Genomic DNA, 21,682 nt, shown 5'->3' on the forward strand with positions numbered 1-21,682 from the left:
GGCCCGAGGAGATACCATCATGATAGACCCCAAAACCGCCAGGCGGGGCCTTGCGCTTGTTTTCACCACCCTGCTGCTCGACATCATCGGCTTCGGCATCATTATGCCGGTGCTGCCCGCCTATCTCAGGGAATTGACCGGCGTCGGCATCAGCGAGGCGGCTATCGAGGGCGGCTGGCTGTTCTTCGTCTATGCGGCGATGCAGTTCGTTTTCGCACCAGTGATGGGCGGGTTGAGCGACCGGTTCGGGCGGCGGCCAATTCTGCTCGCCTCGGTGCTGACGTTCGCTATCGACAATCTGATCTGCGCTATCGCCTGGTCCTATCCGATGCTGTTCATCGGCCGCGTGCTGGCCGGCATTTCCGGCGCCAGTTATTCCACGACATCGGCGTTCATTGCCGATATCTCGACCGACGAAAATCGTGCGAAGAATTTCGGGCTGCTCGGCATTGCTTTCGGCGTCGGCTTCGTCATAGGGCCGGTTCTGGGCGGGTTGCTCGGCACGTTCGGGCCGCGTGTGCCGTTCTATTTCGCTGCCGGGCTTGCTTTCGCAAACTTTCTGATCGCGCTGTTTCTGTTGCCGGAAACACTTGATAACAAGCACCGTCGCCGCTTCGAGTGGAAACGCGCGAACCCGGTCGGCACGCTCGTCCAGATGCGCAACTACGAAGGTATCGGCTGGATCGGACTTGTCTTCTTTCTGATGACTCTGGGGCACATGATGTATCCTGCGGTCTGGTCGTTCGTCTCCAGTTATCGCTATGGCTGGAGCGAACAACAGATCGGCTTCTCGCTCGGCGCTTTCGGCCTGTGCGGGGCGATCGTCATGGCGACAGTCCTGCCGCGCGTGATCCCTAAGCTTGGCGAGTGGAAGACGGCGGTAATCGGTCTGGCATTTACCGCACTCAGCGCCTTCGGCTACGCCTTCGCGTCACAAGGCTGGATGATCTATGCAGTGATCGTCGTCGGATGTCTCGAGGCGTTGGCCGACCCGCCGCTCAGAAGCCTGGCGGCCGCCAAGGTGCCACCTTCCGCCCAAGGCGAACTCCAGGGCGCGATGACCTCGATCTTCTCGATCACCTCGATCATCACACCGCTGCTTTATACGGCGATCTTTTCCTGGTTCACGGGGCCGAACGCGCCCGTGGTTTTCGGCGGTGCCCCCTATCTGCTCGGCGCGATTTTCCTCACGCTGGCGCTCGTCGTCTTCGTCACCAGGGTGGCCAAGCCGACGCCGAAGGAAGTCAAACGCATGCACGCGCAGGAAGCGGTGACAGACGGGGCTTGATCGGCGCCGGGAGCCCGGCCGGCGCCGTCAGTCAAATCCGTTTTTACGCAATGCGCTAAACACGCTCGGCCAGTGCCGGCTCGCCGCGCTTTTCGCGGATCAAGTTGACGAAGCGGCGAAACAGATAGTGCGAATCCTGCGGGCCCGGCGAGGCTTCGGGATGATGCTGGACCGAGAAGACCGGTCTGCCGGTGAGCGCAATGCCGCAATTCGAACCGTCGAACAGCGAGACATGGGTTTCCTCGACGCCGCTCGGCAATGAGTCGGCGTCGACGGCAAAGCCATGGTTCATCGAGACGATCTCGACCTTGCCGGTGGTGTGGTCCTTGACAGGATGATTGGCGCCGTGGTGGCCCTGATGCATTTTTGCGGTCTTGCCGCCCAGCGCCAGCGCGAGCATCTGGTGGCCGAGGCAGATGCCGAAAAGCGGGATTTCGGTCTTCAACAGATCCTGGATGACCGGAACGGCGTAGTCGCCGGTGGCTTCCGGATCGCCAGGGCCGTTGGATAGAAAAATGCCGTCGGGCCGCATCGCCAGGATCTCCTCGGCGCCGGTTTTTGCCGGCACCACAGTGACCTTGGCGCCGAGGCCGGCCAGCAGGCGCAATATGTTGCGCTTGACGCCGTAGTCGACGGCAACGACGTGCATCGACGGATCAGCCTGTTCGCCAAAGCCCTCGTTCCAGACCCAGGGCGTCTCGCGCCAGACCGAGGACTGGCCGGAGGTCACCTCCTTGGCGAGATCAAGCCCGATAAGCCCTGACCATGCGGCGGCGCGGCGCTTGAGGTCATCGACGTCGAAGATACCGTCGGGCGCGTGCGCGATGACGGCATTGGGCATGCCCTTTTCGCGGATCAGCGCGGTCAGCGCCCGCGTGTCGATGCCTGAAAGTGCGACGATGCCGCGCTTCTTCAGCCACTGGTCGAGACCGGTTCCGGCGCGGTAATTCGACGGGTTGGTGACATCGGCCTTGAACACGGCGCCGACGGCGCCGGCGCGGGCCAGCGGGTTGAGGTCCTCGATGTCTTCGTCATTGGTGCCGATATTGCCGATATGCGGAAAGGTGAAAGTGACGATCTGGCCGGCATAGGATGGGTCGGTGAGTATCTCCTGGTAGCCGGTCAGCGCGGTGTTGAAGCAGACCTCGGCGACGGCGGAGCCGGTGGCGCCCAGACCGCGGCCCTCTATGACAGTGCCGTCCGCCAGCACCAGCAGGGCTGTCGGTCTCTCGCTGGCCCAAGGGGGGGTCGACGCGGCTGTCATCGTTGCCATGGCGGCACTCCTAAAGGTTGCGCCCTCAGTCGGCGCAACAAAAGGCGCGAAGCGGCGATCTCACAGCCTCGGCGCGCTAAGTTTTCATTTGTGCCTGTCGTTGCCCAAAACCGCTACGCATTTTTGGGCGACGTGCACTAGAATTCAATTCATGCAAGGCCCAGTACATAGGGGAAGGCGCCAAGGCGGTCAATGATGCCGCGCCGTGCGAGCCTGGATTTATTTCGTCGAATAATATCAGCGGTTTGCCGGACGCTATCGAGTTTGCGTTGAGCTATCGGCACGACTATTGTCCGCGGCATTCGAAGGAGAAAGCACCATGCGAGGCAAAATCGCCGAATCCCTGAAGAGTGCGATGAAGGCGCAGGACAAGCGCCGGCTGCCGACATTGCGGCTGATCCAGGCGGCCATTCATGATCGCGACATCGCCAATCGCGGCGCCGGCAAGGAGCCGGCCAGCGACGACGAAATCCTGCAGATCCTGGCCAAGATGGTGAAGCAGCGCGAAGAATCGGCCAAGGCGTTCGATGACGGCAAGCGGCCGGAGCTTGCAGCGCAGGAGCGCGACGAGATGGCCATCATCCGCGACTTCCTGCCGACGCAACTGGGTCAGGCCGAGACGGAAAGCGCCGTCCGTTCCGCCATCGCCGAGACCGGCGCTAGCGGCGTCAAGGATATGGGCAAGGTGATGGCGGCGCTCAAGGAGAAATACGCCGGTCAGATGGATTTTTCCAAGGCGAGCGGCATCGTCAAGAGCCTGCTTCAGTAAGCTGCCGAAGGCCCTTGCCGTCGCGCCCGCAATCCGGCAGCCAAAAAGCTCGCGCCCGTGATCGAACTCGTCAAACCGGCGCTTGAACACCTGCCGTCCTACAAGGCGGCCCTCGAGCGCGGCTGGTCGCCGGACAATGTGCGGCTGCTCGACGCGACGCGCGAGCAGCTTGCGGCTATCGAAAAGGATCCAGCGACTTTCCTTGGCGATCTCGACGATTCCGATGGCAAGGGACCGCCGATCACCTTGCCCGACGGTTCGACGGTGCCGCGGCTGCCCGGATTCCGGCGCTGGATCTGGGACGGGGAAGTCGCAGGCTCAATCGGCCTGCGCTGGCAGCACGGCACCGCGGCGCTGCCGTCGCATGTGCTCGGCCACATCGGCTATGCGGTGGTGCCGTGGAAACGGGGACGCGGCTATGCGACCGAGGCGCTGCGGCTGATGCTGGTGGAGGCGAGGGCGGTTGGCCTGCCCTTCGTCGAAATCACCTGCAAGCCTCACAATGTGCCCTCGCAGAAGGTCGTTCTGGCCAATGGCGGCCGGCTCGTCGGGCGTTTCTTCGAGGACGCCGCCTATGGCGGCGCGGAAAGCCTGCGCTACCGGATCGATCTGTAGCCCTATTCGGCGGCAGCCGGCAGCGGCGGCGCAGCCCGGCTTCGCCATTCCCAGACATGCGAGGCAAGCGCAACCGCGACCGCGACCAGCATGGCGATCGCGCCAACCACCGGCAGGCTGCGATAGCCATAGCCGGCATTGAGCATCGCCGCGCCGAGCGATGCGGCGAGCGCGATGCCGACATTGAAGCCCGACGGGATGAGCGACGAGGCAAGGTTGGAGGCGTCCGCGGTCCAGGTCAGGATGCGGGTCTGGATCGGCGTGCCGATGGCAAAGTTGAGGCCGCCCCAGACGAAGATCGCTATCACCATCGGCAGCGGGTAAGGGCTGACAGCGTAGATCAAGGCGAGCATTGCCGCCTGTAGGAAAAGCATGGCGATGAGCGACGGCATCAGCTTCCAGTCGGCGAGCCGCCCGCCGACGAAGACGCCGATCGTTGCGCCGACCCCATTGAGCAAGAGCACCCAAGGTATCCATTTCTCGTCGAGGCCTGTGACCTCAAGCAGCGTCGGCGTGATGTAGGTGAACAGGCCGAACTGGCCGATCATCAGCATCAGCATAATAATGAGCGAGGTCCAGACCTGCTGGCGTGCGAGCACGCGGACCTCGCTTCCAAGGCTCGCCGACGGGCTCGACGATCCCGTCTTGCGCGGCAGCAGGGCGCCGATTGCCGTGAAGGCCACCACACCGAGCGCGCACATCACCCAGAATGTCGCATGCCATCCCCAGATGTTGCCGATTGCCGTGCCGGCCGGAACGCCGATTACGTTCGATACGGTGAGGCCGGACAGGATCAGCGCCACCGCCATGCCGCGCTGGTCTTCGCGCACGAGGCCGACGGCCACCACCATGGCAACGCCGAAATAGGCGCCATGCGCCACGGCCACCGCTATCCGCAACAGCAGCATCGAGGCGAAGTCGGGCGCCAGCGCGCAGGCGGCCTGGCCGATGGTGAAGGCTGCAGTCAGTCCAAGCAGCAGGGCCTTGCGGGAGAACCTTTTGGTGGCGAGCGCCAGCAGCGGGCCGCCGACTGCAATGCCGCCGGCATAGCCGGAAACGAGATAGCCGGCGGTCGGGATCGCGACGCCAAGGCCCTCCGCCACCTGCGGCAGCACGCCGGCGATGACGAATTCGGTGGTGCCGAAGGCGAAGGCGGCAATGAACAGGGCAATGAGGGGGAGCATGGCGGAATGGCGATCCTCGGATAAGGTCGCCTCAAACCACGGATGAGGGCAGCGGGCAATCCAGAAATTGTCGACGCCGCTTTAGCTTTTCTTGATCGCCGGTCAGGCGCCCGCCGCGGAGGCAAGAGCTAGGCGGCTGCCTTCCTTCCATAAGGAATTTTCAGCCACGCTCGCTCGTGAAGATAGTAGAGCAGCGACTTGGTGACGACCTCGGTCAGGCCGATGGCCGCGGCGAGCTTGATGCTTCCGGTCACGACGAGCGAAATGATCATCGTGTCGATGGTGCCGGTGACGCGCCAGGAAAGCGCTTTGGCGAAGCTGCGAGAATGGGTGTCCATCGACTTTCCTTGCGGTAGATGCGGCGATCTTTAGCCGACAGACAGGAGGTGGCGCAAAGATAATTTTTGCGCATTGGCCCACAGCAATTTTCATAGGCGATGTTCTGAAGCTACCCGGCCTGTGGACGCAATCTATCCAGCCTTCAGCCGCGAACCGGTGAGCAGGCCGCGCTCCTCAAGCACGGGATAGGCCATCGAGGCGAGCAGCGAGTTGATCTGCTTGAGGTCGCGAATGGTGTCTAGATGAATGGAGCTGGTCTCGACGCTCTTGGGGGTGCCGTCGCGCAGCCGCACGAAATGGCTCTGGCTGGTTTCCTTCTCGCGGTCGCGCAGCCGGTCCTTTTCCAGCACCAACTGGCGAGCGGTCTCCGGATCGCGGGATACCAGCACGTTGAAGGCAAGCCTGGCATTGGCAAGCACCAAGCCATGGAAGGCGCAAAGCTCACGCCAGCCTTCCGGCGTGAACTCCAGCCCGCGCTCGAATTTCTTCTTCACGTGGACCAGCATGTTGCGCACGATGATGTCGCCGACCTGCTCCAGCTTGACGCAGGCGCCGATCAGCTCCTGGCAACGCAGCGCCTCGTCCTCGCTCAACGGGTTCTTGGTGACCTTGGCCAGATAGAGCTTGATCGCAGCGTGCTTCCTGTCGACACGGTCGTCGAGTGCGGCCAACGCGCCGATCTTGTCGGCATCGGCGCTCTCATAGAGCTCGATGATCCGTTTCAGCATGATCTCGACCGTTTCGCAGACCCGCACCACCTCGCGGGTGGCGTTGGCCAATGCCTGGCTCGGCACGTCGAGCGCACTTTCGTTGAGCGCCGAAAGCTCGACGACGTCGAGCGCGTTAGCTTCCTGGGGCTTGGTGCCCAACGCCACGATCCTTTCCGAGGCGCGATAGACCAGGCTCGCCAGCGGTAGGCCGGCGATCAGGATCAGGATGTTGAAGACAATGTGGGCATTGACGATCTGCTCGGGCACCGTGCTGCCCAAGAAGGCGACCGGCGGCTTGAACGTCAGGAACAGGATCAGCATGATCAGCGAACCCATGCCGCGCATCAGGAGATTGCCGATCGGCACGATACGAACGCCGGGTTCTGCGTTGCGGGTTAGAAGCGGCGCGATGATCGAAGAGCCGAGATTGACACCGAGCACCAGCACGATGCCGAGTTCGGGCGGGATGAAGCCGCGGCCGGCCAGCGTCACCATCAGCAGCACCGCGGCGATCGAGGAATGGAACAGCCAGGTGACCAACGCCGCCAGAAGATAGGCGGTGACCGGATCGCCGGAGAAGTAATCGACGATGAGCGGCATCAGCGTGCTCTGGCGCAGTGGCTCCGACGCCTGGCCGATCATCTCCAGCGACAGAAGCAGCAGGCCGATGCCGACCAGGATGCGGCCGAACTGGCGCCAGTCGCGCCGCTCGGTGGCCATGAACATGACGGTGCCGGCGACCAGGCAGATCGGCACCAGCAGCGACAGATCGAAGGTGAGCAGCTTAACCACCAGTGCTGAGCCGATCTCGGCGCCGCGCACCGCAAGCTGGCCCGACATGCCGCTGACAATACCGGAGCCGGCGAATGAGCCGACCAGCAAGGTGACGGCGGTCGAGCTTTGCAGCGCGACAGCCAGGCCGCAGCCGGCCAGAACCGCCATGAACGGATTGCGCATTGTGGCGCGCAGTTTGTGGCGCAGCACATCGCCATAGGCGCGCTCGACGCCGGTCTTCACCAAACGGGTGGCAAACAGCATCAATGCGACCGCACCGGCAAGGTGCAGCAAAACGACAGAGCCACTCATGCCCGACCCCGCAACCCAACAGATGCCAGCGACGCGGGCGCCGTGACGTCAAGGGTGCAAAAGTGGGCGCGAATCGTGGACATTGCAGAGGTTGATATTACTCCGATTTATTTTAGCCGAATAATAAATTTTGCCCGGTTCCGACGCCTGTTGGCACGCGACGGAGCGTGTCGGAAATGGATGGCTGACAAAATGGTTGCATAGACTGCGGAGTTGCGGCGGGTCATGCGTCCATTCGCGGATGCCAGCTTTAAAGGTAGCGCTGAATTAGTCGTTCTAAATATAAGAAATCATTACGAAAACGTAATCTCGGTGTTCAGTTTCGGTTCATCCGTCCGGCTCTATTCCCTAGGCATCGACAACCAAGGAGTACCCGCCATGAAACGCGTCGTTCTTTCCGCCATTGCCTTCTCGATGCTGGCTGCAACCACCTGGCAGGGCCAGGCTGCACCTCTGAACACACCAAACGCGCCGCAGTCGAACTACAGCCAGGTCGACTGGCAAAGGCCCGGCAGGCATGTCGACGTGAACAAGCGCGTCGTAGTGAAGAAAAAGATCGTCGTGAAGCGCAGCCATTGGCGCAACGGCCAGAGATATTCCAGCTGGAAGCGTCACCAGCCGATCCGCGACTATCGCCACTATGGCCTGCGCCGTCCGGGTCCCGGGCAGGAATGGATCCGGGTCGGCAACGACTATCTGCTGGTCAGCGTTCTCTCCGGCCTGATCTTCGGTGCTATCGCCGCGCAATGAGCCCGGAACGGCTGACCGCGCTGCGTCGGTTTAGATCGAGAAGGCGGCCCGCGGGCCGCCTTCTCTTTTTGGCCTGTGAAAACCGGGTATGATCGCCATTAGGAGTCGTCGGGCTTCGCCCGTGTGATTATATGGAGGCCAAACGGGCTGTCCCCCCATGCGCTTTCCACCTGCTTTCCTCGACGAGATCCGCGACCGCGTGCCGATTTCTTCGGTGATCGGCCAGCGCGTCGCGTGGGACAGGAAGAAGACTAACGCGCCGCGCGGCGACTATTGGGCGTGCTGTCCCTTCCATGGCGAGAAGAGCCCGTCCTTCCACTGCGAGGACAAGAAGGGCCGCTACCATTGCTTCGGCTGCTCGGTTTCGGGCGACCATTTCAAGTTCCTGACCGAACTTGACGGGATGAGCTTTCCTGAAGCGGTCGAGAAGATCGCCGACATGGCCGGCGTGCCGATGCCGGTTCGCGATGCCCAGGAGGAGCGGCGCGAAAAGGAACGCGCCAGCCTGACTGACGTCATGGAGATGGCGACGGCGTTCTTCCAGGAACGGCTGCAGGGACCGGAAGGGGCAAAGGCCCGCGCCTATCTGCGCGACCGGGGGCTGACACCGGCGACGCAGCAGTCTTTCCGCCTCGGCTATGCCCCCGACAGCCGCAATGCGCTGAAGGAGCATCTTGCCGCCAAGGGTGTCCCCAAGGCCGACATCGAGGCGTGCGGGCTGGTGCGCCATGGCGACGACGTCCCGGTTTCCTATGATTGGTTCCGCGACCGCATCATGTTCCCGATCCCGGATTCCAGGGGCAAGATCATCGCCTTCGGAGGGCGGGCACTGGCGCCGGATGCGCTGGCCAAATATATGAACTCGCCCGATACGGAGCTCTTCCACAAGGGCAACGTGCTCTACAATTTCGCCCGTGCGCGGCAAGCACTGGGAAAGGGGGCGCTGGCCAAGGGCGGCACCGTCATTGCCGTCGAAGGCTACATGGATGTGATCGCGCTGGCGCAGGCCGGCTTCGAAAACGTGGTGGCGCCGCTCGGCACCGCGTTGACTGAAAACCAGCTCGAACTTCTATGGCGCATGGCTGGCGAGCCGGTGCTGTGCTTCGACGGCGACCAAGCCGGGTTGAAGGCAGCGTGGCGCGCCGCCGACATGGCGCTGCCGGCGGTCCAGGCAGGCCGCTCCGTGCGCTTCGCCCTGCTGCCGGAGGGCAAGGATCCCGACGATCTGGTCAAGGGTGACGGGCCGGATGCGTTCCGCGCCGTGCTTTCCGAGGCGCGGCCGCTGGCCGACCTCTTGTGGATGCGCGAGACCGCCGGCGGCATCTTCGACACGCCGGAACGGCGGGCGGAGCTCGAAAAGACGCTACGCGAACTGACCAGCCGCATCCGCGACGAGAGCCTTCGCTATCACTACCAACAGGAAATGCGCGAGCGCGTGCAGAGCTTCTTCGGTGCCCAGCGCGGACGCCAGGGACGTCAGGACGGACGGCCCGGTGAGCGCTTCCCGGGCAGGGTCTCAGCACCCGGCGGACAGTTTGCACGTGGCGGCGGTGCCGGTGGGCGCACCGCGATCACCGAAAGCCTCGGCCGCTCGGCGCTGGTCAAACGCGGCGGCGAGGGCATGTCGGTGCGCGAGGCGACGATCATTGCGGCCCTCGTCAACCATCCCGTGCTGATCGACGAGAATTTCGCCCATGTCGAGTTCCTCGATCTCGCCAATTCCGATCTGAAGCGGCTGCATGCGGCCATCCTCGACGCCATGGCGCACGATATGGCCAACAACCGCGAGGCTGTAATCGCGACGATCGAGCGGGCCGGCTGCGGTGAGATCTGGCAGCGCGCGGTGGCGCTGATCAAACGTGCGCGGCAATGGCCGGCGCTGGAAACGGCAGCACTCGACGATGCTCGCGATGCGTTCAGCCAAGCTCTCCACTTGCAGCGCAGCGCGCGCACCTTACATAAGGAGCTGAAGCAGGCGGAAGCAGCGCTCGCCAGCGATCCCACGGACGAAAATTACCGGCACCTGGTCGAAATCCAGGCGCAATTTCGTGATGTGCAGGCAACGGAAGCGCTGATCGAAGGGTTTGGCGTATCGTCGGGCAGAGCTGGGCGCGTTTAGATCGAAGCCTCCAGAAGACTGAAATGTAAGGCCGTGCTTGCGCGTTGAATCAAGCGTGCGGTGCTCTAAGTCGGGTAATTGATTCGCTTTTTTCATGCGAATCATGCGAGAGGCGCTTGACCTTCCGGCAGAATGGCGGAATCAGGTCGATTCGAAACGTTAACCCGCCCCGGCATCGACGGGAATGCAGCGATGTAAGGTACTGATCACTGGACAGGCAGTCAGCTTGCCACAGATATCAGGGTTAATCTGGACTTAACGAGAGATGCAGTTACTGGCCCGGTAAAGCGCGTTCTGGAAGGAGCGCATCCAATTTGACCGGACCGGCAGCTTACGCGGCTTTGATACTCAGCCGCTTGGAGAAAATAAAGACTATGGCGACAAAAGAAAAGGAAGAAGTCGAGACCGAACGCGAGGCCGCGACCGATGGCCCTCTGCTCGACCTTTCCGACGATGCTGTCAAGAAGATGATCAAGGCCGCCAAGAAGCGCGGTTATGTCACCATGGACGAGCTGAATTCGGTGCTGCCCTCGGAGGAAGTGACCTCCGAGCAGATCGAGGACACGATGGCCATGCTTTCCGACATGGGCATCAACGTGGTCGAGGACGACGAGCAGGGCGAGGAGCCCGAAGCCGCCGACACCGCCGCTGATGCCGAGGAAGACGCCAACGAGCTCGCCGAGCAGACCGGCACCGCCGTCGCCGCCACCACGACCAAGAAAGAGCCGACCGACCGAACCGACGATCCGGTCCGCATGTATCTGCGCGAGATGGGCTCGGTGGAGCTTCTGTCGCGCGAGGGCGAAATCGCGATCGCCAAGCGCATCGAGGCCGGCCGCGAGACGATGATCGCGGGCCTTTGCGAAAGCCCGCTGACTTTCCAGGCCATCATCATCTGGCGTGACGAGCTCAACGAATCGAAGATCCTGCTGCGCGAGATCATCGACCTCGAGGCGACCTATGCCGGGCCGGAGGCCAAGCAGGCGCCGGTTGTCGAGCGTATCGAGGAAGCCAAGACCGAGGAAAAGTCGCGCCGTTCGCGCGAGGACGAGGACGACATCACCAATGTCGGCGGCGACACGCGTGGCCTGGTGGACGACGACGAGGAAGACGATGACGAGGCGAGCCTGTCGCTGGCGGCCATGGAAGCGGAACTGCGCCCGCAGGTGATGGAGACGCTCGACGTCATTGCCGACACCTACAAGAAACTGCGCAAGCTGCAGGACCAGCAGGTCGAGAACCGGCTGGCCGCCGCCGGCACGCTGTCGCCCAGTCAGGACCGCCGGCTGAAGGAATTGAAGGACCAACTGATCAAGGCGGTGAAGTCGCTGTCCTTGAACACGGCGCGCATCGAGGCGCTGGTCGAGCAGCTCTACGACATCAACAAGCGCCTGGTGCAGAACGAAGGCAAGCTGTTGCGGCTGGCCGAAAGCTATGGCGTGCGCCGCGAGGAATTCCTCAAGGAATATCAGGGCTCGGAGCTCGATCCGAACTGGACCCGCTCGATCGGCAATTTGACTTCGCGCGGCTGGAAGGAATTCACCAAGAACGAGAAGGACGCCATCCGCGACCTGCGCGCCGAGATCCAGAACCTCGCCACCGAGACGGCGATTTCGATCCAGGAATTCCGCAAGATCGTCAACCAGGTGCAGAAGGGCGAGCGCGAAGCCGCGATCGCCAAGAAGGAAATGGTCGAGGCCAATCTGCGCCTCGTCATCTCCATCGCCAAGAAATACACCAATCGCGGCCTGCAGTTCCTCGACCTGATCCAGGAAGGCAATATCGGCCTGATGAAGGCGGTCGACAAATTCGAATACCGCCGCGGCTACAAGTTCTCGACCTACGCGACGTGGTGGATCCGGCAGGCGATCACCCGTTCGATCGCCGACCAGGCGCGCACCATCCGCATTCCGGTGCACATGATCGAAACGATCAACAAGATCGTGCGCACCTCGCGCCAGATGCTGCATGAGATCGGCCGTGAGCCGACGCCGGAAGAACTGGCGGAAAAACTCGCAATGCCGCTGGAAAAAGTGCGCAAGGTGCTGAAGATCGCCAAGGAGCCGATCTCGCTCGAAACGCCGGTTGGCGACGAGGAGGATTCGCATCTCGGCGATTTCATCGAGGACAAGATGGCGATCCTGCCGATCGACGCGGCGATCCAGGCCAATTTGCGCGAGACGACGACGCGCGTGCTGGCCTCGCTGACGCCGCGCGAAGAGCGCGTGCTCAGAATGCGCTTCGGCATCGGCATGAACACCGACCACACGCTTGAAGAGGTCGGCCAGCAATTCTCGGTCACCCGCGAGCGCATCCGCCAGATCGAAGCCAAGGCGCTGCGCAAGCTCAAGCACCCGAGCCGGTCGCGCAAGCTCAGAAGCTTCCTCGACAGCTGAGGCCGGGTGACGGATAAGCAGTTTCAAGGGCGCCGGTGGCGCCCTTTTCCGTTTGGGCAGAGGCGATCACGATTGAACGCGCCGCTCTTGCGTGTCGTGCCCTACGAGAGGATAATTCCGCGACGGACGCATTCTCTGGGCGACAAACCCGGATGCCCGCCCCGGCGGTTGACGCCGTGCTCCGTGGCCCCGGAGGGAGGTGTGCCATGACAACTTACATCGTGCTGATCAACTGGACGGAACAAGGCGCCAAAAACGTGCGCGAGTCGCCGAAGCGGCTCGATGCCGCCAAGAAGATGCTGGGAGACATGGGCGGATCATTCAAGGCATTTTATCTCACCATGGGGGATTGCGACATGGTGGCGGTGCTCGAAGCGCCCGACGATGCCGTCTTGGCTCGTTTCTCGTTAATGCTGGCGACGGCTGGCAACGTCAGGACTCGGACGCTCAAGGCTTTCCCGGAGGATGCCTATCGCGAGATCATCACCTCGCTCGGGTGAGCCGCTGCTCCTGAAGCGCGTCGCGCTGAACGGCCCTTGCGACGCGCTTTAAGCTCTTCTTTTTATGCATGTCGTTATCGTAAAACCGCTGCGTACCCTTTGGGCGACCTGGATCAGCGAAACCGGCCATTCCGCCGGTATCGTGTCACGTTGCGGCGCAACGGCATTTCTCGGATAATCCGTGCGTGTCCTCTGGTGCCGTTTCGAAACATGGCCAAGCCTCTGCTGACTGTCTGGTACAATACGCGCTGTCCGGTCTGCGATGCCGGTATCAGCCGGCAGAAGCGGCGACTGATCGAGGCGGTCAAGGCCGGGCGGATCGAATTTCGCGACATCAATGCCGAACCGGCGGCGCTGGCCGGATACGGCATCGGGCTGGAGGACATCCGGCGCCGGCTGTATGCGATCGACGCCGACGGCAAATTGCTGGCCGGCGCCGATGTTGCCATTGCTGTATGGCGGACGACGCCCGGCGAAGGCTGGCTCGCAACGCTGTTCGGCAATCCCGGCGCACTGCCGTTGACGCGCTATGGCTATGATCGTTTCGCCGATCTGCTCTACGCCTGGAATCGGCGCAAAGGCCGCTGGTAACGGTATTATTCGCTCCGCACCGAAAGGTCCGGAGATTGTTTCCAGGCCTTTCGCGTGCCCTGCTATCGAGCCGCGGGCTCGCAAAGCCAGCCAATGATGCAGCGCACCGCCGGCAGCACCAGCAGCAGCGTCGGAAAGGCCACCAGCCAGGACAGACCCCAAGCCGTCAGCCAAGTGGCCAGCATGTCGGGCTGGAAGCCAAGGCTTTTCAGTGTCGAGATGAACGACACGATGAACGTCATCAGCAACGACAGCACCAGCGGGCCGAGCACGGCGGCATAGCGCGCAGGCAGCTTACTGCGCGGGGTGTTCATGGTCATTTGGATTTCCCTGAAGCATCCGGTTCGTCGCCTTGCATCCATTCGCCGGTATTGTCGGCGTAACTGCCCGGAACGACCGGGGTGGATGCGTTGCTTCACGTCAGACGCTTACGGAGCGGCCTTCGGCCCTCATGCACCCTCTAGCTGCCCTCGCTGGCGAAATCAATCCTGCTGGTGCCATTTTCAGATACATCGTAAGATATATCTTGACTCGACCGTGGCGGGCACTTAGTTGAGATATATCGTAAGACATAACTCAAGGAGCAGACAATGCACAAAGGCGATCATTTCGGGCATCATCGTTTTGGCGAACACGCCGAGCGCGTTTTCATGCATATGGCCGGCAAGTTCGGTGGGCGCGGCGGCTTTGGCCCGTTCGGGCATGGCATGAGAGGCGGCGGACGCGGCGGGCCGGGCGACATGTTCCGCGCCGGCCGCATGCTGGCCGACGGCGATCTCAAGCTGATCACGCTGTCGCTGCTGGCCGAGGCGCCGCGGCACGGCTACGACATCATCAAGGCGCTGGAGGAGCGCACCAGCGGCGTCTACAGCCCGAGCCCCGGCGTGGTCTATCCGACGCTGACCTTCCTGGAGGAGGCCGGCTACGCCGTTTCTGCGCCGGAAGGCAACAAGAAGGTGTTTTCGATCACCGAGGCGGGGCAGGCGCATCTCAACGAAAATCGCGAGATGATCGACCACGTGCTCGACCACCTCGAGCGCTTCGGCCGCAAGATGGCGAAGGCGCGCGACTGGTTCGGCTGGAACGATGAAGGCGAGGACGGCGGCCGGCGCGGCCGCGGCCGCTCGGAAAAGCGCGACGAGTTTCGCGCCGTGCGCCACCGGCTGCGCGCCGCGCTCGGCGAAATCGCCGATGCGCCTGAAGCAAAGCAGGCCGAGGCAATCAGCATATTGGAAGCTGCCGCAGAGGCCTTGGAAGCGTTGTCGCGCGACTGATCTCTGAGTGCCAAGCTAGCTGCGGCCCTTGCCCGCTCGGCCAAGGACCGGTACTGAAAATCATCCTGCACCGCGCTATGTGGTGCAGGATGATTGCCGTTGGAGGATACCCCATGTCTTTTCTGAAGCGTCTTTTCGGCGGAGGCAACGAAGCCGCCGAGCCAAAGACAGCGGCGCCGGCAAAGCAGATCGAGCACAAGGGATTTTTGATCAGCGCCACGCCCTACAAGGCGGAGGGCCAGTACCAGACCTGCGGCGTGGTTTCGAAGGAGATCGACGGCGTGATGAAGGAGCACAAATTCATCCGCGCCGACCGCTTTGCCGGGCTTGATGATGCCGTCGACATCTCGATCAAAAAGGGCATCCAGCTGGTCGACGAGCAAGGCGAAAAGATCTTCGGATAGATCGGCTACTACAGCCTTGGGTCGATTGGCTCGCTTTCCAACGCCAGCACGGCGAAGACACACTCGTGAACCCGGCGTAGCGGCTGCTTGGCGACAAATCGCGTCAGTGCTTCGTGGCCAAGCGCGAACTCCCGGAGCAGGCTGCGCTTGCCGGCCAGGCCGCGTTCTCGGAGGCGGACGAGATTGTCGGGCGCGTCATATTCGGGACCATAGATGATGCGCAAATATTCCGGGCCGCGGACCTTCAGCGCCGGCTGGATGAGCCCCTTCTTGCCACGGCTGACGAAGTCGCGTGGTTTGACCACCATGCCTTCGCCGCCTGAGCCAGTCAGCGCTTCCCACCAGGCGACGGCCTCGGCACACGCGCCGCCGTCGGCCAGATCAACCATACGCCTTCGAGTCGGCGTGACCACGCCGCCACGGGCAGCCAGACGGTCCGCGAGCGACATGTGCCAGACATGGTCCTGGTCAAACCAAATACGTCCCTCGCTGGCCAGCAGGTGGAAAGGCGCGGCCTTAAGGTCCTCGACGCCCGAAACTGGCCATACGTAGGGCGCCCAGGCGGTGGCGTATTTGGCTGCGCGGACGGCCCGGTCTTCAAGGCGTGCGTTCAGGCCGGCTGCATCGACGCCGCGCGCAATAGCACGGGCCAGCGCTTCGCTGCTGGCCTTGAGACCGGCGGCAGAGGATGTGGCCACAGGCGCATACTGGCTTTCGATCAGACTGCCGGCCTTGGCCGACCAAGGCATTATCTCGGCGTCCAGCAGCAGCCAGTCGCTGTTCAATTCCTTCCACAGGTCCGCCGTGTCGACCTCGGCGCGGAGACGGGCGAGCAGGCCCTCCGTCATGGCACTGTCGTTGAAAAAGGAGCGTCCGGTGCGGGTCCAGATTGCGCCGGTTTCGTCGCCAGGGACCCCGAAGCGGCTGCGTGCCGCCTGCGCGTTGCGGCAGAGCGCGATCACTGCCCGCGAACCCATGTGCTTCTCCTCGCACACGATCTGCGCAACGCCGCGCTCGCGGAAGTAAGCGAAGGCATCCTCCGGACGTTCCAGCCAGCCGTCCTGGCTGCTGGTCTCGGACGGCGACATGGTCGGCGGCAGATAGATCAGCCATTGCGGCGAGAGCGCGAAGCGGCTCATCACCTCCAGTGCTGCCGACGCGTTCTCCTCGGCCACGACAATCCGGCCCCTCAGTCCGGTCTCGATCCAACGGCGACCGGAGACATCCTGATAATCGAGCACGCCGTCGGCGTCGGCCTGTGCCGATTTACCGGGACCGGACCCGCCCAGCGGACGTATCGGCTCCGACCAGGTCTGGATTGCCGGCACCTCGACCAGTTCGCGTTCCGGCCAGCGCAAGGCCGTCAGCTTGCCGCCGAATACGCATCCGGTGTCGATGCACAGGGTGTTGTTGACCCATTCAGCCGATAGCGTGGGCGTATGTCCATAGATAATGGCCGTCTTGCCACGATAGGCCGCGGCCCAGTCGGCGCGGACGGGCAGCCCGAACTCGTCGGTCTCGCCTGTGGTCTCGCCGTACAGAGCGAACTCGCGCACAGCGCCGGAACCGCGTCCGATCATCTCTTCCTTGAGGCCGGCATGGGCGACGGCGAGGCCTCCGCCATCGAGCCAGACATGGCTGCGCAGGCCGTCGAGAAAGGCCGGCAGCGCCTCGCGCAGGCCTCGGTCCTGTGCATTTAGCTGATCGACAGTCTGCTGGAGGCCGTGAGCGACCGTGACCTTGCGGCCTTCTAGCCAGCGGCTGAGTTTGCCTTCATGGTTGCCCTGGACACAGTATGCGGTTCCAGCCGCGACCATGCTCATGGCAATGCGCAGCACGTCGGGCGAGTTGGGGCCGCGATCGACGAGGTCGCCGACAAAGACGATCTTGCGGCCCTCTGGTGGGACCACGGTGACCGTTCGGTCGCCCTGATGCTCAGACCAGACGATGCTGTAGCCCAATCGAGCGAGCAGGATATGAAGCTCATCCGAACAGCCGTGGATGTCGCCAATGATATCGAACGGGCCATGGTCGTCGCGCTTATCGGTCCACAGCGGCTGTCGCGACACCTCGGCCGCGTCGATGCTGGCCTCGCTGGTAAGCTTCCAGACTTGGCGGAAGCCCTCGCGTTGCAGGGCGCCAAGACCCTTGCGGATCTCGGTTGTCATGCGCTGGGCGACCCCGGCGCCGAACTGCCGGTCGGCTCGCACCGCATTGCGTGCGACGCACACCTCGACGCCTGGATCGAGGACCACGGCGACGGGCAAAGCGTGCCACTTGCGCGCCAGCTCAATCCAGGCCTTGCGGTCGGCGGCTCGCACATTGGTGGCGTCGATGACGGCCAGCCTGCGGTGTTTAAGCCGTTTGCCGGCTATTTCGCGAACCAGATCGAAGGCATCCGCAGAGACGTCCTGGTCGGTCTCGTCGTCGGAGATCAGCGCCCGGCACTGGTCCGACGAGATAATCTCGGTCGTCAGGAAATGCTTGGCGGCGAAAGTCGACTTGCCCGATCCGGTCGAGCCGATCAGCACGACGAGGGCGAAGTCAGGAATGGTGAGGTTGGTCTTATCGGGTTCTCTCATCGGGTGAACACCGCCATCTGTGTGGGGGCGCCGAGGGTCGGGTCCTCGGCTCCGATACCGCTGAAGGTGGCTGCATAGCCATAGATCTCGCCGATTTTGGCCGCCCAGGCTTGGAACTGAGCCCGGCTCCATTCGAAACGGTGATCGGGATGGCGAAATGCGCCAGAGACCAGTCTTGGAAACAGAGCGTTGTAGTCCGCATTCGGAGTGGTCACGATGACGGATTTGGGCGCCGTCTCACCGAAAACGATGCGTTCGACCAGGGGCAGCCTGTCCTCGTCGAGATGCTCGATGACCTCGACCAGAACGGCGATGTCGGCTGCGGCCCAACGGCTGTCCCGGTAGGTCAGCGATCCATGCAGCAGCGTGACCCGGCCCTCGGGCGGCCCGCCTAATTCGTTCAGCTTGAGACGCTTTGCGGCCCATTCCAGTTCGCGCGCCGCCGGATCCAGACCGAACAGCTTGTGGATCCATCGCTCGCGCACCAGCCTGTCGAGCAGCTTGCCTTCACCGCATCCCAGGTCCGCAACCGTGGTTCCTCCCGTCGCCCGAATGGCGTGGACAACTGCGTCCATGCGCAGATCGTTGAGCCGGATAGGCGTCTCAAGCGCTTCCTCGGGCGTGACGCGCAACTCGGCAGGTTGTGCCTCGCCAGCCGTCTCGGGAGCCAGTCGCTCCAGGGCGATGCGGGTCAAGGCCCTGCGATTGCCAAGATAGCGGCGCACGATCAGGTCTTTGGCCGGATGGTTTTCCAGCCAGCCTTCGCCTTTGGACAGCAGCTTGTCGATCTCTGCTTCGCCGACCCAATAATGCTTGGCATCGTCCATCACCGGGATCAGCACATAGAGGTGGTTCAACAAGGCGCTGAGTCGGCCCGTGCCAGTCAGCTTCAGATGGCCATATCGGGGCTCGCCTGCAGCACCCCCGTTTCCTTCGATTGGCGTCAGATCGACTGTCCAGCCCATGGGTTCGAACAAACTTCGAACCAGAACCTCACCGCCGCGCATTGGCAGTGGAGTAACCACGGCTTCCAGCGGCAGTTCGCTGTCGGCCAGTTCCTGGCGCTCCTTCGATATACCGGTCATCGCCGTCCGCAGCATTTTGTTCAGCGCCACCGACAGGAAGGATGATGCTGCGTAAGGCCGGTCGTTCACATATTGGTCGAGCAGGCCTTCTGCCTGGCCCTTGCCCCGCACCAGTCCCACAGGATCGACATCGAGCAGGAGTGCAGCCTCGCAACGGTCTTCGGTTGCCTCGGGATAGAACAGCCACGCCTTGCCGAAAGACAGGTCGGTCTCGTGCAGGCGATCCGGATGCTTGTGCAGCAAGAAACCGAGATCGGTGGCCGGACGGTGCGTTGTGGCAACGGAAAGGAACATCCGCGACCGATAGCGCAGACAAGCGGAATAACCAATGGCGGTTGTGTGGCCCACCACAATAGGTTGTCGCCAACGACAACAAGGACAGGCGCCGGCGCCTGCCCTTGTACAATTCAGACGATGCTGACGCTTTATGCCGCGGTGGCCACGCGCTCGGCATTTCCGGTCGCAGCCACAATGGCGTCGACCTTGGTCGAGGCCTTGGCCAGCGCTGCTGCCACCGCATCGGCGCCCATGCCGACCCCTTCGATGCGGATGACCTCGACATCGGTCATGCCGAGGAAGCCAAGCACGCTGCGCAGGTAGGGAATGGCGTGATCGAACTGCACGGCCGCACCTTCGGAATAGATGCCGCCCGAAGCCAGTACGATGTAGACCTTCTTGCCGGTGACGAGCCCCTTGGGGCCGTTCTCGCCATAGGCAAAGCTCTTGCCGGAACGGGCAATGTGATCGACCCAGGACTTCAGCGTCGAGGAGATGTTGAAGTTGATGAAGCCGGTGGCGAGAATCACCGTATCGGCCGCGAATAGTTCATCCAGCACGACATCGGAGACGCCAACGACTTCAGCCTGGCGTGAGGTGCGCGCTTCGGCCGGCGTGTAGATGCCGGTCGCATAATCGGCATCGATGTGCGGCAACGGATTGGCGACGAGGTCGCGCACGACAAGCGTGTTCGACGGATCGGCGGCAACAAGCTTTTCAGCGAATTCAGTAGCAATTCGGGTCGAGTGCGAGGCAGCGCCGCGCGGGCTCGATGTGACAAGAAGGATGGACATAATGGGGTCTCCAGGGTTGGATTAAAATCTCCTGGCAAATATGTGTGCGCAGACCCATTTGAAAAACTGGTGTATTTTGTATATTATCCATCTAAAATGTGGATTGAACGATGCAACCGAACCCGACGCTTGACCAACTGCAGATCCTGGTTGCGGTGGCCGAGACCGGCAGCTTCTCGGCCGCCGGGCGCAAATTGAATCGCGCGCAATCGGTGATCAGCTACGCCATCGCCAACCTCGAAGCGCAGCTCGGGCTGAAGCTGTTCGAGCGCGAGGGCACGCGTGAACCGCAACTGACCGATGTCGGCAAGGCGACGCTGGAAGATGCGCGGCGCATGGTCGGCGTGCTGCAACGCATCCGCTCGCGTGTCGACGGATACCGGCAGGGATTGGAGGCGGAAGTTACGCTGTCGGTCGACGTGACGCTACCGTCGCCGGTTCTGGTTCGGGTGCTAAAGGCATTCGAGGCGCAGTTCCCGGCCGTGACGCTGCGTCTCCATATCGGCTCGCTTGGCCTTATCCTCGATCATGTTGTCGGCGGACAGGCCGATCTCGGCATCGGGGGGCTTCTGGGTGAGACGGACGTGAATCTGCTTCGCATCGGCTTCTTCTCCCTGGTGCCAGCCGCAGCGCCTGATCACCCCCTGGCGCTGCTGCCGAGACCAGTGGCGCTAGAGGATGTCCGCGAACACATCCAACTGGTCGTCTCGGACCAGTCCGAGCGTACGCGCGGGCGTGACTATGGCGTCTTCGCCTACCGCACCTGGCGGCTGACGGATGTGCGCACCAAGCACGTGCTGATGCGCGAGGGGCTGGGCTGGGGCGGGCTGCCGCGATGGCTGATTGCCGATGATCTGGCGACCGGCCGGCTCGTCGAACTCGATCTCGAGCCTTACAGCGAAGTCCGCTCGCCGCTCTATGCCATGCACCGCGCCGATCGCAGCCCGAAACCGGCGGCCGCCTGGCTGATCGACCAGTTCAAGCGCCAGCTAGGCTGTTTCAACGAGTTCGAACCGGGTGAGATACCTGAGGAGCAGCCGGAGACAGGCCGTCGATCAGCGCCATGAGAACGGCGCGATAGTCCTCGATCGATGCTCCAGTTTCGATGGCGAGCGCTGCGCGGTCGAAGGCGGCTGCGAGCAAAGCGGTCAGTGCTTCCACAGGCAGTCTCGTCATGGAGTGCGAGCGCATCGCGGCAACAAGGCCTTCGCGCAGCGAACGGTTGCCATGGCGATTGTCGATCGCATCCATGGCGGCGCGGCCCAGCACGGCCGGGCCATCAAGCAGCAAGAGCCGCGTACGGCCGGGCGCACGCATGGCAGCCAGATAGGCATCCGAGCCGGCAATCAGCGCATCGCGGGCAAATAGCGAAGGCGGCGACGCGCGTTCGATCTCTTCCGAGACGGCTTGCGCCTCCTGTTCGACCACAGCGGCAAACAACGCCTGCTTGTCGGCAAAGTGATGATAGAGCGCGCCGCGCGTGACGCCGGCAGCGGCGGCGATCTCGGGTGTGCCGGTCTCGGCATAGGACTTTTCGGTGAACAGTTTGCGAGCCGCGGCGATGAGCTCGGCGCGTGTCGCGGCGGTGCGATCACGGTTGGAGCGACGAGCGGATCCTTGTTGCATACATGCAGCCTGTATGTTAAT

20 protein-coding genes are annotated in these 21,682 nt (G+C 62.8%); 11 read left to right on the forward strand and 9 right to left on the reverse strand.

The features are described 5' to 3' along the window. The first annotated feature begins 19 nt into the window (after nt 1-19). On the forward strand, nt 20-1,288 hold the full coding sequence (locus NKI47_RS01590) for a TCR/Tet family MFS transporter (protein WP_352577727.1): 1,269 nt from the start codon (nt 20-22) through the stop codon (nt 1,286-1,288). A 55-nt stretch (nt 1,289-1,343) separates the two neighbouring features. Here NKI47_RS01590 and carA read toward each other — a convergent pair whose 3' ends face one another. After that, the gene (gene carA / locus NKI47_RS01595; protein WP_084641355.1) at nt 1,344-2,561 is read right to left on the reverse strand and encodes a glutamine-hydrolyzing carbamoyl-phosphate synthase small subunit; all 1,218 of its coding nucleotides are present in this window, start codon (nt 2,559-2,561) and stop codon (nt 1,344-1,346) included. Nucleotides 2,562-2,880: 319 nt separating this feature from the next. Here carA and NKI47_RS01600 point away from each other — a divergent pair, with 319 nt between their 5' ends. Both NKI47_RS01600 and NKI47_RS01605 read left to right on the forward strand, forming a co-directional pair. Next, nucleotides 2,881-3,330, forward strand: a complete 450-nt coding sequence (locus NKI47_RS01600; RefSeq protein ID WP_023678304.1) for a GatB/YqeY domain-containing protein — start codon at nt 2,881-2,883, stop codon at nt 3,328-3,330. A 57-nt stretch (nt 3,331-3,387) separates the two neighbouring features. Continuing rightward, nucleotides 3,388-3,945 carry a GNAT family N-acetyltransferase gene (locus NKI47_RS01605; protein WP_352457535.1) on the forward strand — a complete coding sequence of 186 codons (558 nt, stop codon included), beginning with the start codon at nt 3,388-3,390 and terminating at the stop codon, nt 3,943-3,945. Between the two features lie 2 nt (nt 3,946-3,947). Here NKI47_RS01605 and NKI47_RS01610 read toward each other — a convergent pair whose 3' ends face one another. The 3 genes from NKI47_RS01610 to NKI47_RS01620 all read right to left on the reverse strand — a co-directional run bounded on the left by NKI47_RS01610 (nt 3,948) and on the right by NKI47_RS01620 (nt 7,264). Then, nucleotides 3,948-5,129, reverse strand: coding sequence for an MFS transporter (locus NKI47_RS01610; RefSeq protein ID WP_023678302.1), 1,182 nt, complete (start codon nt 5,127-5,129; stop codon nt 3,948-3,950). A gap of 128 nt (nt 5,130-5,257) precedes the next feature. Further along, nucleotides 5,258-5,467 (reverse strand): DUF2061 domain-containing protein, encoded by a 210-nt coding sequence (locus NKI47_RS01615; RefSeq protein ID WP_023678301.1) that lies wholly within the window; start codon nt 5,465-5,467, stop codon nt 5,258-5,260. A 132-nt stretch (nt 5,468-5,599) separates the two neighbouring features. Next, entirely contained in the window at nt 5,600-7,264 is a 1,665-nt protein-coding gene (locus tag NKI47_RS01620) for a Na/Pi cotransporter family protein (protein ID WP_023678300.1), read from the reverse strand. Nucleotides 7,265-7,642: 378 nt separating this feature from the next. Here NKI47_RS01620 and NKI47_RS01625 point away from each other — a divergent pair, with 378 nt between their 5' ends. The 5 genes from NKI47_RS01625 to NKI47_RS01645 all read left to right on the forward strand — a co-directional run bounded on the left by NKI47_RS01625 (nt 7,643) and on the right by NKI47_RS01645 (nt 13,620). Continuing rightward, on the forward strand, nt 7,643-8,014 hold the full coding sequence (locus NKI47_RS01625; RefSeq protein ID WP_352567922.1) for an RcnB family protein: 372 nt from the start codon (nt 7,643-7,645) through the stop codon (nt 8,012-8,014). A 157-nt stretch (nt 8,015-8,171) separates the two neighbouring features. Continuing rightward, nucleotides 8,172-10,133, forward strand: a complete 1,962-nt coding sequence (gene dnaG, locus NKI47_RS01630) for a DNA primase (protein WP_352567921.1) — start codon at nt 8,172-8,174, stop codon at nt 10,131-10,133. Between the two features lie 374 nt (nt 10,134-10,507). Continuing rightward, nucleotides 10,508-12,529, forward strand: coding sequence for an RNA polymerase sigma factor RpoD (gene rpoD / locus NKI47_RS01635; RefSeq protein ID WP_023678297.1), 2,022 nt, complete (start codon nt 10,508-10,510; stop codon nt 12,527-12,529). Between the two features lie 206 nt (nt 12,530-12,735). Further along, nucleotides 12,736-13,029 (forward strand): GYD domain-containing protein, encoded by a 294-nt coding sequence (locus NKI47_RS01640; protein ID WP_023678296.1) that lies wholly within the window; start codon nt 12,736-12,738, stop codon nt 13,027-13,029. 210 nt (nt 13,030-13,239) lie between these two features. Next, nucleotides 13,240-13,620 (forward strand): thiol-disulfide oxidoreductase DCC family protein, encoded by a 381-nt coding sequence (locus NKI47_RS01645; RefSeq protein ID WP_352457540.1) that lies wholly within the window; start codon nt 13,240-13,242, stop codon nt 13,618-13,620. A gap of 62 nt (nt 13,621-13,682) precedes the next feature. Here the strand turns inward: NKI47_RS01645 and NKI47_RS01650 are convergent, their stop codons facing one another. Then, on the reverse strand, nt 13,683-13,940 hold the full coding sequence (locus tag NKI47_RS01650; protein WP_352570975.1) for a DUF2798 domain-containing protein: 258 nt from the start codon (nt 13,938-13,940) through the stop codon (nt 13,683-13,685). A 270-nt stretch (nt 13,941-14,210) separates the two neighbouring features. On the opposite strand from NKI47_RS01650, the gene NKI47_RS01655 reads away from it, so the two are divergent. Together NKI47_RS01655 and NKI47_RS01660 are read left to right on the forward strand one after the other, a co-directional pair. Next, the gene (locus NKI47_RS01655; protein WP_352570976.1) at nt 14,211-14,894 is read left to right on the forward strand and encodes a PadR family transcriptional regulator; all 684 of its coding nucleotides are present in this window, start codon (nt 14,211-14,213) and stop codon (nt 14,892-14,894) included. A 113-nt stretch (nt 14,895-15,007) separates the two neighbouring features. Further along, nucleotides 15,008-15,298 (forward strand): HlyU family transcriptional regulator, encoded by a 291-nt coding sequence (locus NKI47_RS01660; protein ID WP_023678291.1) that lies wholly within the window; start codon nt 15,008-15,010, stop codon nt 15,296-15,298. Between the two features lie 8 nt (nt 15,299-15,306). Here NKI47_RS01660 and NKI47_RS01665 read toward each other — a convergent pair whose 3' ends face one another. The 3 genes from NKI47_RS01665 to NKI47_RS01675 all read right to left on the reverse strand — a co-directional run bounded on the left by NKI47_RS01665 (nt 15,307) and on the right by NKI47_RS01675 (nt 20,035). Next, nucleotides 15,307-17,880 carry a polynucleotide kinase-phosphatase gene (locus NKI47_RS01665; protein WP_352586896.1) on the reverse strand — a complete coding sequence of 858 codons (2,574 nt, stop codon included), beginning with the start codon at nt 17,878-17,880 and terminating at the stop codon, nt 15,307-15,309. Further along, nucleotides 17,877-19,259 (reverse strand): 3' terminal RNA ribose 2'-O-methyltransferase Hen1, encoded by a 1,383-nt coding sequence (locus NKI47_RS01670; protein WP_352570978.1) that lies wholly within the window; start codon nt 19,257-19,259, stop codon nt 17,877-17,879. The genes NKI47_RS01665 and NKI47_RS01670 overlap by 4 nt, the downstream gene beginning before the upstream one ends. A 131-nt stretch (nt 19,260-19,390) precedes the next feature. Then, nucleotides 19,391-20,035, reverse strand: coding sequence for an FMN-dependent NADH-azoreductase (locus NKI47_RS01675; protein ID WP_023678288.1), 645 nt, complete (start codon nt 20,033-20,035; stop codon nt 19,391-19,393). Nucleotides 20,036-20,145: 110 nt separating this feature from the next. On the opposite strand from NKI47_RS01675, the gene NKI47_RS01680 reads away from it, so the two are divergent. Further along, nucleotides 20,146-21,102 carry a LysR family transcriptional regulator gene (locus NKI47_RS01680; RefSeq protein WP_023678287.1) on the forward strand — a complete coding sequence of 319 codons (957 nt, stop codon included), beginning with the start codon at nt 20,146-20,148 and terminating at the stop codon, nt 21,100-21,102. Here NKI47_RS01680 and NKI47_RS01685 read toward each other — a convergent pair. Then, nucleotides 21,035-21,661 carry a TetR/AcrR family transcriptional regulator gene (locus NKI47_RS01685; protein WP_023678286.1) on the reverse strand — a complete coding sequence of 209 codons (627 nt, stop codon included), beginning with the start codon at nt 21,659-21,661 and terminating at the stop codon, nt 21,035-21,037. The two genes, NKI47_RS01680 and NKI47_RS01685, sit on opposite strands and share 68 nt — an antisense overlap. Nucleotides 21,662-21,682 lie beyond the last annotated feature (21 nt).

Origin of the sequence: Mesorhizobium sp. M0633 (assembly GCF_040320645.1) — a bacterium.
Lineage (GTDB): Bacteria > Pseudomonadota > Alphaproteobacteria > Rhizobiales > Rhizobiaceae > Mesorhizobium.